Origin of the sequence: Acinetobacter sp. UBA991, assembly GCF_002292065.1 — a bacterium.
GTDB classification, from domain to species: domain Bacteria; phylum Pseudomonadota; class Gammaproteobacteria; order Pseudomonadales; family Moraxellaceae; genus Acinetobacter; species Acinetobacter higginsii.
Map to the genome: position 1 here is coordinate 64,825 of NZ_DBBF01000021.1, position 12,755 is coordinate 77,579.

Here is a 12,755-nt window from a genome sequence, read left to right on the forward strand (position 1 = left end):
CAATGATTAGCGAATTAAATTCAGCATGAGTTGTTGAAACTTATGATATTGCGGCATGGTCATGGTTCTTAAGTGTCCACGTAATGCTGGAATATCCTGAATGTCACTGCGTTTACTGGCGGTTTGGAAAAGATTTTGTTCGCCCACGTAACACATGATTTGCTCTTGATGATGATAAATTAAATCACCTGTAAAATGTTGAAAAAAATCATGTAGTTTTAAGGTGAGGCTCGGGCTGATTGCTTTGGCAAGTTGGTGTTGATCAAGACCAAAGATATTCAATTCTTGATTAATCAAAATATCACTGCTTTGCCATGAGCTGGTGTAGGGCGCAAAGAAACGAGCGCGTTGATTGCTGACGGCAATCCCTAAGGCTGGCATTTGAAAAATAAATGCACCCCACAAATCTTTATGGATTTCTTTAACGATTTTTTTATCACGACTCTGATCCTGCAGGATCGGCATTTCGCTGACATAGTGATACTGAAATAGTAGAACCTGATGTTCTGTGTTGCCATCATGCCATGTGGTCGATGCGTATTGGGTAATCTCGTTGGCTTCATTACCCCGATTAAATAGGGGGAAATGTTGCTTTAACTTACTGATCACCAAAAGGGGCTGCGCTTGAATGGGTAAATAAGCTGGGAGTTGTTGGAACTGTAAACCATAGCGTAATACGGTCATGCGTTCTTCTAGATAGTTAATGACGCGTGTTAATGGTTGTTGTGGTTCATAGAGCAAATAGGCCAGAAAACCTGTCAAAAATGCCCCGAGTAGGCTCCAGATATATTGAATATATGGATGTAGAAAATAACCAAAGATTAATGTGCCTACGCTGATCAATGCGAATAAATAGGGCAGTACATTAAAAAAACGCAGGCTGTGATCGTCACGCCAAGGATGCAGTGCATCTAGTAAGGCTTGATCGCTATGTGCTTTCTGCCCAACCTCCCAAAGCCGAGCAATATTGCGAAAAACCTGCGCATTTTTTTTACGTCTGATATGCAGCGCTTGTTGTACAGTGTCGATTGGCATGGAAATAATCGTTTCATTATAATGGGGTGGTCTTGTCTGAATTATGCGTTAAATTTCAGAAACTAAGAAGCCTATAATCTGAATCTAGCTGTGTTTTATTATTTTGAATGAACGGCTTTTACCAAAGCATTTTTATAGGAAAAATCGACTAAACCGTAATTTAGTCGATTGATCAGTATTAAGCATCGAGCTTATCCACCAACATCGCATCGCCATAACTAAAGAAGCGATAACGTTGTTCTACTGCATGGGTATAAGCCGCCAAGATATTGTCTCGATTCGATAGTGCTGAAACTAACATCAATAAGGTCGATTCTGGTAAATGGAAGTTAGTAATCAAACGATCTACGATGCAGAACTGATAACCTGGATAGATAAAGATTTGCGTATCACCTGTCCAAGCTGCAATTTGACCTTGATTGGCTTGTGCTGCGCTTTCTAGGGCACGGGTCGCCGTGGTACCCACTGCAATGACTTTATTACCGCGTGCTTTGGTGGCCAAAATCAGGTCAATCGTGGCTTGCGGTACGTCACACCATTCACTGTGCATAATATGATTGGTAATGTCTGTAGTACGCACAGGCATAAAAGTCCCTGCACCGACATGTAGCGTGACAAAGGTTTTTTGCACGCCTTTGGCTGCTAGTTTTTCTAATAAGCCTTGGTCGAAATGCAGACTGGCTGTTGGTGCTGCAACGCTGGCAATTTTTTCAGGGTCGTGGAACACGGTTTGATAACGTTCAGTATCAATCTCTTCCGCTTCACGGTTGAAATAAGGTGGAATCGGCAGTTGACCGTATTGATCCAGCACCGACAAAATCGGTTGTGAAAACTTCACCACAAATAGGTTTTCGTGGCGACCTTGTACGGTGACAGGCACCGCATCTTCACCGATATACAGTTCTGCGCCAGCTTTCGGTGAGTTGCTTGATTTGATGTGGCAATGGGCAGTGTGGGTATCCAACATGCGCTCAACCAGAACTTCGATTGCCCCGCCTGTAGCACGTTTACCTTTTAAGCGTGCTTTCATGACTTTGGTGTCATTCAGTACCAGTAAATCACCGTCTTCGAGTAGGTCGAGAATGTCGGTAAAGACGTGGTCGTGATACTGACCTTGCGCATCGATATGCAGTAGGCGAGATGCGCTACGGCTGTCTAATGGATAGCGAGCAATAAGTTCATCAGGGAGATCAAACGAAAAGTCGGAGAGTTGCATACATCTAAAACATTGCAAAAATTGGGCGTAGTATAGTCTTTTTTGCGTTTTCTCGCTGAGTTAGCGTGTTTATAAGCAGAAAAATATCTGAATGATTTAAAAGTGAGCAATAAGCGTGAGTTAGTGTTTGACAATAAAATCAAACAGGTTATTATACGCAACACAAAGCATCGCACTCTTCCCGAGGTGGTGAAATTGGTAGACGCGGCGGACTCAAAATCCGCTGTCAGAGATGACGTGTCGGTTCGAGTCCGACCCTCGGGACCACAGATATAAAATTATATGCCAACATACAGCATATAAACTTCGAAAGCCCTGATAATTCAGGGCTTTGTTGTTTTTAAATGTCGAAACATACAAACATATACCACTATACAGCGTAGAATAATAAGGATACATTTGAGGATATATTCACTGCGGTCAACTTCCGTATCCTCATTCGGAGTGAAATCCTTATGGCTAAACAGATTAAGCCACTTTCTTCTACTCAATGTGATAGCGCAAAACCTAAAGAAAAAGATTACAACTTGTATGATGGGCAAGGTCTGATTTTATTTGTCCGTAAAAATGGTTCAAAGGTCTGGAGATTCAAATATAAACGTCCTAATGGCAAAGATGGATTAATGACATTGGGCAACTACCCAGCCCTTACTTTAAAAGAAGCTCGGGAACGTAGAGCCATTTATTTAAATCAATTAGCCAATAATATTGACCCCATAAATCAAATAAAAATTGAAGAAGCCAAAAATAGCGATGAGTTCAGTTTTGAACGTATTGCACGTGATTGGCATGAGGCTTATGTAGCTACTGGCAAGTGGAATCAAGCTACGGCAAGAAAAGCCTTAAGTAATTTTGAAATGTACGTTTTCCCAGTTATTGGTAGCAAGCCAATAGACACGATTAAAACCCGAGATTTGTATAACGTCCTGAGTAAGATTGAAGAAAAGGGCTATTTAGAAATCGTGAGTAAAACACGCCAAAGATTTTCGGGAATTTTCGCTTATGCCATCACTAAGGGATATATTGACCTTAGCCCAGCCGTGGCGTTGAGTGATGCAATCACGATTACAAGAAAAACTAAGCACTATCCTAAATTGCCATTGGCACGATTACCTGAATTTTTTATTCGTTTAAGGAATGATGGAGGCAACCCAATTACTAAGTTGTGCTTAGAATTTGCCCTACATACTTTTGCCCGATCTAGTGAGCTACGCTTTGCTCGCTGGAATGAATTTGATTTTGATAAAAAGATATGGACCATACCGCCTACAAGGGAATTGATTGCAGGATATAAAGATTCTCACAGAGGCGCAAAGATGAAAGAAAAGCATCTTATTCCTTTATCTCCACAAGCATTGAAGCTCATAAAAGAAACACAAGTCTATAGCGGTATTTCCTTAAATGTATTTCCTAACAGTGTAGATATGGCTGGCTTTTTGAGTGAAAACACAGTCAATGACATGATAAGGCGTATGGGTTACAGCACCCAAGATGATGTATGTATTCATGGCTTTAGGGGGATGGCTTGTGGTGCATTGATTGAAAGCACTTTATTCACTGAGGATGCAGTAGAGAAGCAAATGAGCCACCAAGAACGTAATGGCGTAAGATTGGCTTATATGCACCATGCGGAGTTTATGGAAGAACGTAGAATGATGCTTTGTTGGTGGAGTGATTACCTAGAAGCCAACCAAGAGAAATTTATTAGCCCGATGGAGTTTAGCCTTTCATTGATGGAGCAGGCAAAGCAGGGCGTAATTAACATTAAATATGCGAAGTTGATTAAGCTTAAATTGGCTGAAATGACAAATTCATTTATTGCTTAATTAGGCGAAAATGGCATATGTAAAAACAGTTTTTAACTTGTGGATTTTGCCCAAACTCTAATTTTTATGTTTTACGGATATAGTGCTTTTTTGAGTGTTACAGGTGTTACTAGGTTACACTATTGTTTTATAAGGGTTTAATTTTTAAAAGCTGTAACACTTTTTATTTTGTAGGTTACATATTTGTTTTTGTTGAATTATTTTAAGTTCTAGAGCGTTTGTTTTGTGGCTGTAACCTACTTTTGAATTGGGTTTTACGGCATAAAATGAATACGTTTTATTGAATAAAATACTGTTTTATAAGTATTAAATTTTAAGTTTGGCTGTAACCAATTTTGTAACCTATTTTTTGATGAATTTTGTATATGGTAAATTGAGTTACAGAATAGGATATTGCCAATCATATAACTGGAGGAAGACTGAGAAACTTGGATAAATATCTAATCAATTGACAATAATGACGGCTTTTTGAGTGATACTTTGTGTTTTGCATTAGCAAGATCGGTGATTGAATTATTCCATGAATATGCTTCTATACACCACTAAATCAAAATCTAATATACTTAAATATCAAAATTGAGTGGTCTTAAATTATGAAATATTTAACTGATGATGAGCAAAACAGCTTTATTTCAAATTTAGACAATAGCTTATGGTTTCATTGGTTTTTAATTGTTGGTGATGTAGTTAAGTTTTATTCATTGCAAGAAACTAATGAGGCAGTAGTGGTAAGTCAAGATTTTCTTATTGATTTACTTAAGTATGATGAAGATAATATTGAATTATTCAGAAATAAATTCAAAAAATATATTAAAAATAACAATGGTGAATTTAGATCGTTAGGTGTATTTCCTGAATACTTTCATCCTAGGGATAAGAAAATAAGAAATATTGAGGTGGATGTAATAAGAGTAAAGTTAATGCTAGAACAAGATGAAGGTATAAGAAATGAATTGCTAAAAAAATTAAATAAGTTTGAAGAGTTGGATAATCCTGAATATAAAGCTTTGACGAAAATTCAAGAAGCTGAAAATTGCTTTTTTTGGGCTATTAGATCATTAAGATTACATTATAAAAATGAAAAAATGAAAGATTTTATCGGATTACCCAGAGCTATGTTTTTACACGGTTATGCATGTGGATTGTTGGGAATTGATAGTGGCGTATATACAAAGCTAAATGAGGATAAAACCGCACAGGAAAAGGGTGGAGAAGTTCTTAAGAATAAAGCACAACTTGCAGAATTAAAACTTATATACCTTTGGAAACAACGATTTAATAATAGTGAACTAACGGCAAAAGAAAAAATAAATATGACTAGTTTTGCTAGATATATATTAAGGCATCCTAGTTTAATTTGTGACTCAAATGGCATTGAAATAAAAGATAGTGAAGGAAATCCGTGGTATGGAGTTGAAAGTACCATTACTAGAAAACTAGGTAATTTTGAAAAAACATGTAAGGGCTAGCTAATACATGTATTTACTAGACCTTAATTACACAAGCTAGCTTATATTGTTACAAGCTAGCTCATATATTTTTTGTATTAAAAATCAATAACAAAATAGTCCTCATAAACCGATATGAGGGCTTATAAATGCAAATTCATGCTTTACCTACTCACGCACAACCGCTACGAGTATCTCAAAAAACCACTTGTCAGATGCTAGACCTCACAGCAGAGGGATTACGCAAACTGATAGCAAAAGACCCAACATTCCCTAAGCCTTACAAAGCTGGTACTACACGCCAAGCCCCTGTTTATTTCGACTATGCAGAATTGGTGCAATGGCATAAAAGCCAAAAGCAAGCAAATGATGTGCGGTCGGTTTAGGTGGGGGAATAGCCATGCTTAAACAACAATACTTAAGGGAAGAACAACCAAGTACAGAGCGCTTTTATCGTATGAGCGACCTTGCCAATATTCCTGAACGCCCCGCACGTATTCATCAATATAAATCAGGTATTAACAAAGGCAAAACCCGAGTGATCGGAGAGCGTCAAGCCAGTAAAGGCTTGATAGGTGTATCAGAGAAAACTTTATGGGAATGGGTGCGTAAAGGTGAATTCCCCCAACCCATCAAATTAAGCCCGACCATTACCGTATGGCGTGCAACAGATATAGCTGAATGGATGAAATCAAAAGAAATGGAGTGTTCAAAATGATTACGCATTTTCCAACGGATTACTCCCCTGATTTACAGCAACAAATACAGCCAATCTATTGTTCTCATAAATTGTCATGGTTGACGCTTATTTGTTATTACCACCATGATGAAAATGACAATAGACGACCATTATTAAGTTTAGATGGGGATAAGTTGTTTATCAAAGATGTACTTTCGACAGACCAATTTATTGATTTAAATCCATTAATTGATAGCTATGCTAAAAATTATGATGTTGTATTTATTTCATTTAATGCACATATGTTGAAATATATTTCACTCATGGCACAAATTAAACCACTGGGCATAAAAATTCTTTGTGCGAATAAAGATACATCCATTGAAACGCCTCATTTAACAATTGATGGGCATGATATGGAGTTTTTTTACCAAGAAATAACACCTGAATGCTTTACTTTTGATGATGCTGTTAAATGGTTTAAAGACAAACATGGTACGGCAAGTGTTATTGAATTTAGCGGATTAGCAATTCGTCAACTGGTTGCACTTGGTCAGCATACTAAGGAGGGTTCACGTGAAAACAATACTTTCTAAGCCCCATACCCTTGCAAACCAACTCAAAGCTTTATATTCTAAATCTGCCCAACAAAAAGCAGTTGGACTAGTCTTGGCAGACTATCAATTCTCAAAGCGCACAGTCCGCTATAAGGGCTTTTTTTTGTGCGTATTATCTCTATGCGTTCGCATTTTATGGCGAAGCTGGAGAGGGACACGTTTACGTGTGCAAGTGACTTTGAGAGCTTGTCTGCCAACCCTTTTCAGCTTTGCCACCAATTACTTGGCAGTAAATGGCAAAGCTCTTTTAATCTCAAAGGAGCGCATTAATCATGCCTAATCAAATTACTAATACCCAAAACAAAATATTTCAGGTCCTTTCAGAGCTGGATAAACCAGTTAAAGATTATTTCTTTTGCTTGAAGGAAATTCAGGCTTTACATGATGCTGTGATCTATTCCATAGGCTGTGAAAGTAATCACCAGTTTAAAAATGAAATCAAAACAGCACATTCAGCTTTATATGCTTCACTTCAAATTATTAATCCGTGGATTATCCAATTAGATGAGCGAGCAGATGCTATTAGTGATATTGCAAAAAATGACAATCCAACAGCTTTAGTTCACACCATTCTGAATGATTTTCAAAAACTTGATGTCGATGCACAGCATTTGATAAATCTTGCCAAAATCGCTTGTGATCAATCATTACAGATTGATCCAGCAACATTTAAAATTTCGGGGATGGGTTTTAGCACTATTCAACTTATGATCAGTGCAATCCAACGCATGACCATCCAATTACAATCCGATATTTTCGCTGAATGTGATGTTTTAGGTGAGCTATACCCTACGATTTTTAAAGTAGAGGTGTAGTCTTATGAAAAAAGCGCACCCTACGCTAGGGAAATACCGCAACACCAATAACGATAAACCAAAGAAATTTGGCTTAAATCGGGCATTACTTCCTGATCCTATCGAATATTTAACAGCTAGAGGCTACGCCGTCAAAGGTCGTGGCGAATGGCGAGAAATGATTTGTCCTTTCCATGATGACAGTACCCCAAGCCTACGCATAAACAGCAGTAAAGGTTGCTTCAAGTGTATGGCTTGCGAAGCCAAAGGCGGTGATTTGATTGCATTTCACCAACTGCTTACAGGCAAGTCTTTTATCGAGGCATGTAAAGACTTAGGCGCATGGGAGAATGACAAATGACTGAATTTTTAGATTATCAGGAAGTCCAAGAACAAGCTTTTATCCATGCTCAAAAGCTGGCAGAGCGTGAGGTTAAAAACGGTTATCAGTTTGAGTATCTATTCAGCTATACCAATGGTCACGGCATGCCTGTTTATTGGAAAGTGAGAGCCAAAAATCACCATACTGGTGATAAATGGATACGTGTATTCTCAAGTGGTGAACGTGGTTTTAAATTTGGTGATCCTAATTTCACGGAATTGTACCCAATAGGGCAAGGTAAAAAGCCTTTATATGCCTTAGAACAAGTGCTAAATATCCCCGAAAAGCAGCCTATTTATATCGTTGAGGGTGAACAAAAAGCTGACTTTATCAATTCATTGAGCTTAACTGCAACCACATGCGGAGGCAGTGGCAACACGGACAAAACTGACTTAAAACCACTTGCGAAGCATTCAATTATCATATGGGCAGATAATGATAAGGCTGGGACCAAGTTTTTTAATGAAATTGCCCAGCAACTTGATGTATTGGGCTGTGATGTTCGATATATCGTTTTAGATGGGCTGAATTTGCCCGAAAAAGGCGATGTAATGGATTGGGCAGAGTTACGCAAGCAACAAGGGCTAAGTACCACGGCAAGCGATATTACAGCCTTAATCACAGCACAGTATCAACCACCATCACCAAGCGATAATTTACCTGATGGTATGCTTGCAGAGCCAATGGAGTGGGAAAACGGCAGTTTTGAGGTACACGATAAAGGCGTGTTCTATATCGAAAAGCTAAAAAATGGTGAATATCGGGAACGCTTTATATCCAGTCCAATTCTAGTGACAGCCAAAACTAGAGATAACACCAGTAACAACTGGGGGCGTTTATTGCAGTGGCAAGATGATGCTTTCATTCACCACAATTGGGCTGTTCCAAATGAGCTATTTCAAGGTGATGGTACAGAATCACGCAAAGCCTTATCCAATCAAGGCGTGATTATTACACCTGACCGCAGAGGCAGAGAGCTTTTTCAAATCTATTTAATGAGCTATCCAGTCGATAAATTTGCCTTATGTGTGGATAGTGTTGGCTGGCATGGTCATCGCTATGTATTGCCAACTGAAACTTATAGCAATCCAGCCACTAAGCATGATGAAGTGATTGTTTATCAGCGTACCGATGGGCTAGACAACCGCTTTCAATTCAAAGGTGAATTAGAAACGTGGAAAAATGGCGTAAGTCTATTACTCGAAAGCCATTCAAAACTTGTATTTAGCGTAGCGTGCGCCTTTGCTGGGCAATTGCTAGAACCATTGAATCAACAAGGCGGTGGCTTTCATATCAATGGCACATCATCAAAAGGCAAAAGTACCGCTATTTACCTTGCTTGTAGTGTATGGGGGCATCCTAAAGAGTATTACCGTACTTGGCGATCTACAGGCAATGCATTAGAACAAACAGCCTTTATGCATAATGATGGTTTTTTGGTATTGGATGAAATTGGCGAAGCCAGTGCAAAAGATATTGGGCAAACCGTATATATGCTTGCCAATGGTCAAGGTAAGGCACGTATGGCAAGAACAGCGATTACCAAAGCTCCACAGCAATGGCGTGTTTTGTTTTTATCCAGTGGCGAAAAGACCTTTAAAGAGATTCTGAACGAAATAGGGCAAACGGCTAAACTCGGACAAGAAATCCGATTGCCTGAAATTAGCTTAGATGCTTGTGAATATGGTGTATTTGATCTTGTGGATTTTGCCCCTGATGCTTCACAGCAAGCCAATATGCTGTATGAAAACTCAATCAATGCTTATGGTGTGGCTGGTAAAGCGTGGCTTGAGTATTTGACTAATGATAAAGGTCAAATGACTGAAACAGCTTTAAAAATGTATCAACAGTTTAAAGCCAAAATTACCCCCGACAATGCACAAGGGCACATTGCCCGAGTAGCTTCACGTTTTGCAGTTGTCGCCGTGGCTGGTGAGCTGGCAACACAAGCAAATATTACAGGCTGGAAAAAGGGTAGAGCTTTAGAGGCTGTAATCAGTGTATTTAAGACCTGGTTAAATAGCTTTGAAATGGTCGGGGACTTTGAAGATCGGCAGATACTCCAGCAAGTCAGAGCATTTTTTGAGGCGAATGGGAATAGCCGTTTTGATACCTTAATTGAGGGCAATAAGCGGGCTAGCTATGGCAATTCAGATCATGCCGATGATGCCAGCACCGATACCAAGAGCTTTAGAGAAAAAACCATGTATCGAGTGGGCTATAAGGTTGTAAATGCCCAACAGCGTGAAACCTTGCGTTATTTGTTCTTTAAAGAGCAATTTAAACAGGAGCTTTGTACTGGTTTTGACCCTAAGAAAGTAGCAAAAGTACTTAAAAAACATGGCTGGTTAGATTGTGCCAATGGCAAAACAACCAAACAGGAACGGACTCCCGAAAGTAAAAATCCAGTTTGGCTATATGTGTTCAACACTTCAATGTTTAGTTATGACATTGAGAAAGCTACCAATCCATATACGAATGACGTAAACACAGGCACAACTATAGATATTTAACTCAATTACAGGCTGTACGAGTGTTTAACGCCGTGCAGTCTTTTTATTGGTGATCTTAAATAATGAATATTGCACAGTTAATTAGCCAAGTTTTACAGCACTATGGCGCAAGTCTTGAGTTAATCAACAATCAAGTTTTACGCTTACATCATTCTGATGATATCCCCCAGCAAAGCACAGACCTTGTACGTAAATACAAACCACAGCTAATACGCCGTTTACGGCTTCAATCATGTTATGAGCTATTGGAGCATATCCAGCAAGAGGGTGCAGAAATAGAGCTAATAGACAGCCAAACCGTGCGTTTACATCATGCAGAGCGCATCACAGATATTGAAATACAGAAAGTAAAACAGTCTAAAGCAGAAATTATCGAAATACTGAGTAATTCGACAGCATCCAATTCCGAAATATTAGACCAAGATATACAGCAAGAAGTGATACAGACCTATTTTGAACGGCTGGAGCGACACCGTAGCAACTTGTGTAAGATTAATAATCCTGTAGAAAATGCCCTTGTTAAACCTGAGCATATACGGCAAGACCTAATACAGAAATTTCTAGTGAATCAGGAGCAAGCCCAGCATTTTATTAATGCTCTAATTGAACAGAACATCTTTTATTACGACAGTAATTTTAGATTCTATTTATTTCCTAATTTCATCCATCCAGCAATGACCGCTTTTCAGCAACACAATCACTTTGCCCAAACTAACTAAAACATTTTTAGTTGAAAATTTGCGCCGTGAGGTGGCAAGGGCGAGGTTACTTATTCCGAAATTTTGGCACTGTTTTGTAATGTAGTCTTTAACTGGAGTAGATCGGACTTAAAAAGGCTTGAATTTTTATCCATATTTACTAGTTCACTCCATATTTTTATTTACTTTTATCTAAAACGATCTTTTTTTTATAAATGAGAAAGGAGGGCGGTGTCCGCTTAAGGCAAGTTAAGATGTTTTTCATGCCCCCCATATCCTAAATCGTAACCCATGTAACACGATTCAAAGCCTCAATGTGTTACAGATAAATTTATATAAAACAATCTTGTAACCTGTGTAACACTTGTAACAACTTGAAAATGGTAGATATCTGTGGCAGGGTAAATATAGCTGTGTTGATTAGATTTATCTGCACTAAGATATTGATATATATAATATTATTTAAGTAAAAGTTAATTTATACGTTATTGATATTCATACATATTTATATTGAGATTAGAAAAAATTTATATAAAACAGTCTTGTAACCTATGTAACAACTGTAACATCCACAAAATTAGTCATTTTATATATTGGCAAAACATACCATTTTTTAGAGTCACTAAGTTTTTTGCACCAATAAGAAACACAAAATGATACCCCCTCCCTACGACTTTTGACCAAGAGAAAATTTCATGGGGGGACGGTCTTTTTATATGTGAGGTTAGCGACTTTTGACCCCATATCCCCATTGCTGGGCTAGCTAGTCAAATGAATCTTGATAGTGGTTAGGTGACTGCATGTCAGTCAAAAATTTTGGAAAGGTATTTCCCCTTGCCAAAGGGAACATCACGGCAAAACCATCAATGTGGTTTTAAGAGTTAACATAGGCAGAAAATACATTTCATAATGTTGCTTTGATAGACTAGTACTTTAATTTTTATACAAAGATTTAAAGGTTGTGTTAGATGGTAGGAAGAATTAAAGATTCAAATGACGAAGCTATATTTTGGCTTGATCAAGCCTTTGCTTATTTCGAAAGTTCGCAAGTGCTTGAGGAGTCTGAATATGAAAATAAAGCCATTCCATTGATTACATTACAATCATTCAGTGTTGAATGTTCATTAAAGTGTTTTCTTTTATGCTGTAACGGAACTCTTGTTAGAGGACATGGGGTCGCAAGCTTATTTAATAAGTTACCCCAACAAGTAAGAGATGATATTAATGTTAAATTTTTTAAATTACATGAGTTAGATTTCAATAAATGTATTGGCGAAATAGATAATGATTTTGTTGATTCTAGATATTTTTTTGAGGAGTTTAAAAAGTCTTATGTTGGTAGGACTTTCTCAACAGGTTATCTAGAAGCTATTGCTCGATTTTTAGTTGATTATGCAAAACAGAATGAAGCTTTTTTGAAATCATTTAACTCTAAGGTATAAGATCAGCCTATCATTAGACTATACCCAAAAGATAATTTGATAATTATATTTCGCAATCTATCATTTAACTTATTTACTTAGTTAAATGATAGATTTATCATAAGT

13 protein-coding genes and 1 tRNA gene are annotated in these 12,755 nt (G+C 37.9%); 12 read left to right on the forward strand and 2 right to left on the reverse strand.

The window, feature by feature from the left end:
- Window positions 1–6 precede the first annotated feature (6 nt).
- Window positions 7–1,035, reverse strand: coding sequence for a hypothetical protein (locus B2727_RS08085; protein ID WP_241345110.1), 1,029 nt, complete (start codon window positions 1,033–1,035; stop codon window positions 7–9).
- Window positions 1,036–1,213: 178 nt separating this feature from the next.
- Window positions 1,214–2,251, reverse strand: coding sequence for a tRNA preQ1(34) S-adenosylmethionine ribosyltransferase-isomerase QueA (gene queA, locus B2727_RS08090; RefSeq protein ID WP_241345111.1), 1,038 nt, complete (start codon window positions 2,249–2,251; stop codon window positions 1,214–1,216).
- A 180-nt stretch (window positions 2,252–2,431) separates the two neighbouring features.
- Between queA and B2727_RS08095 the strand changes: the two genes are divergently transcribed.
- From B2727_RS08095 to B2727_RS08150, 12 genes are all read left to right on the forward strand, one after another.
- Window positions 2,432–2,518: transfer RNA gene (locus tag B2727_RS08095), tRNA-Leu, on the forward strand.
- A gap of 188 nt (window positions 2,519–2,706) precedes the next feature.
- Window positions 2,707–4,077: a tyrosine-type recombinase/integrase gene (locus B2727_RS08100; protein WP_125297719.1), complete on the forward strand. Its 1,371-nt coding sequence runs from the start codon at window positions 2,707–2,709 to the stop codon at window positions 4,075–4,077.
- A 593-nt stretch (window positions 4,078–4,670) separates the two neighbouring features.
- Window positions 4,671–5,546 (forward strand): hypothetical protein, encoded by an 876-nt coding sequence (locus B2727_RS08105; RefSeq protein ID WP_125297718.1) that lies wholly within the window; start codon window positions 4,671–4,673, stop codon window positions 5,544–5,546.
- A 128-nt stretch (window positions 5,547–5,674) separates the two neighbouring features.
- The gene (locus B2727_RS08110) at window positions 5,675–5,911 is read left to right on the forward strand and encodes a transcriptional regulator (RefSeq protein WP_125297717.1); all 237 of its coding nucleotides are present in this window, start codon (window positions 5,675–5,677) and stop codon (window positions 5,909–5,911) included.
- A 14-nt stretch (window positions 5,912–5,925) separates the two neighbouring features.
- Window positions 5,926–6,243: a helix-turn-helix transcriptional regulator gene (locus tag B2727_RS08115; RefSeq protein ID WP_087535654.1), complete on the forward strand. Its 318-nt coding sequence runs from the start codon at window positions 5,926–5,928 to the stop codon at window positions 6,241–6,243.
- Entirely contained in the window at window positions 6,240–6,800 is a 561-nt protein-coding gene (locus B2727_RS08120; protein ID WP_125297716.1) for a hypothetical protein, read from the forward strand. The genes B2727_RS08115 and B2727_RS08120 overlap by 4 nt, the downstream gene beginning before the upstream one ends.
- Window positions 6,781–7,101, forward strand: coding sequence for a hypothetical protein (locus B2727_RS08125; protein ID WP_171425362.1), 321 nt, complete (start codon window positions 6,781–6,783; stop codon window positions 7,099–7,101). Before B2727_RS08120 ends, B2727_RS08125 begins: the two co-directional genes overlap by 20 nt.
- Window positions 7,094–7,636, forward strand: a complete 543-nt coding sequence (locus B2727_RS08130) for a hypothetical protein (protein WP_125297715.1) — start codon at window positions 7,094–7,096, stop codon at window positions 7,634–7,636. The genes B2727_RS08125 and B2727_RS08130 overlap by 8 nt, the downstream gene beginning before the upstream one ends.
- Before the next feature lie 4 nt (window positions 7,637–7,640).
- Window positions 7,641–7,976 carry a CHC2 zinc finger domain-containing protein gene (locus tag B2727_RS08135; protein WP_125297714.1) on the forward strand — a complete coding sequence of 112 codons (336 nt, stop codon included), beginning with the start codon at window positions 7,641–7,643 and terminating at the stop codon, window positions 7,974–7,976.
- Entirely contained in the window at window positions 7,973–10,510 is a 2,538-nt protein-coding gene (locus B2727_RS08140; RefSeq protein ID WP_151790271.1) for a DUF927 domain-containing protein, read from the forward strand. The genes B2727_RS08135 and B2727_RS08140 overlap by 4 nt, the downstream gene beginning before the upstream one ends.
- A 62-nt stretch (window positions 10,511–10,572) precedes the next feature.
- Window positions 10,573–11,229: a hypothetical protein gene (locus B2727_RS08145; RefSeq protein WP_241345112.1), complete on the forward strand. Its 657-nt coding sequence runs from the start codon at window positions 10,573–10,575 to the stop codon at window positions 11,227–11,229.
- Window positions 11,230–12,176: 947 nt separating this feature from the next.
- The gene (locus tag B2727_RS08150) at window positions 12,177–12,650 is read left to right on the forward strand and encodes a HEPN domain-containing protein (protein WP_125297711.1); all 474 of its coding nucleotides are present in this window, start codon (window positions 12,177–12,179) and stop codon (window positions 12,648–12,650) included.
- The last annotated feature ends 105 nt before the right edge of the window (window positions 12,651–12,755 follow it).

What these genes read in the sequence shown, in the direction of transcription:
- B2727_RS08150 (WP_125297711.1), top strand. Translation starts at nt 12,177, where the DNA reads ATGGTAGGAAGAATTAAAGATTCAAATGACGAAGCTATATTTTGGCTT.
- B2727_RS08100 (WP_125297719.1), top strand. Translation starts at nt 2,707, where the DNA reads ATGGCTAAACAGATTAAGCCACTTTCTTCTACTCAATGTGATAGCGCA.
- B2727_RS08140 (WP_151790271.1), top strand. Translation starts at nt 7,973, where the DNA reads ATGACTGAATTTTTAGATTATCAGGAAGTCCAAGAACAAGCTTTTATC.
- B2727_RS08135 (WP_125297714.1), top strand. Translation starts at nt 7,641, where the DNA reads ATGAAAAAAGCGCACCCTACGCTAGGGAAATACCGCAACACCAATAAC.
- B2727_RS08145 (WP_241345112.1), top strand. Translation starts at nt 10,573, where the DNA reads ATGAATATTGCACAGTTAATTAGCCAAGTTTTACAGCACTATGGCGCA.
- B2727_RS08085 (WP_241345110.1), bottom strand. Translation starts at nt 1,035, where the DNA reads ATGCCAATCGACACTGTACAACAAGCGCTGCATATCAGACGTAAAAAA.
- queA (WP_241345111.1), bottom strand. Translation starts at nt 2,251, where the DNA reads ATGCAACTCTCCGACTTTTCGTTTGATCTCCCTGATGAACTTATTGCT.
- B2727_RS08130 (WP_125297715.1), top strand. Translation starts at nt 7,094, where the DNA reads ATGCCTAATCAAATTACTAATACCCAAAACAAAATATTTCAGGTCCTT.
- B2727_RS08120 (WP_125297716.1), top strand. Translation starts at nt 6,240, where the DNA reads ATGATTACGCATTTTCCAACGGATTACTCCCCTGATTTACAGCAACAA.
- B2727_RS08110 (WP_125297717.1), top strand. Translation starts at nt 5,675, where the DNA reads ATGCAAATTCATGCTTTACCTACTCACGCACAACCGCTACGAGTATCT.
- B2727_RS08115 (WP_087535654.1), top strand. Translation starts at nt 5,926, where the DNA reads ATGCTTAAACAACAATACTTAAGGGAAGAACAACCAAGTACAGAGCGC.
- B2727_RS08105 (WP_125297718.1), top strand. Translation starts at nt 4,671, where the DNA reads ATGAAATATTTAACTGATGATGAGCAAAACAGCTTTATTTCAAATTTA.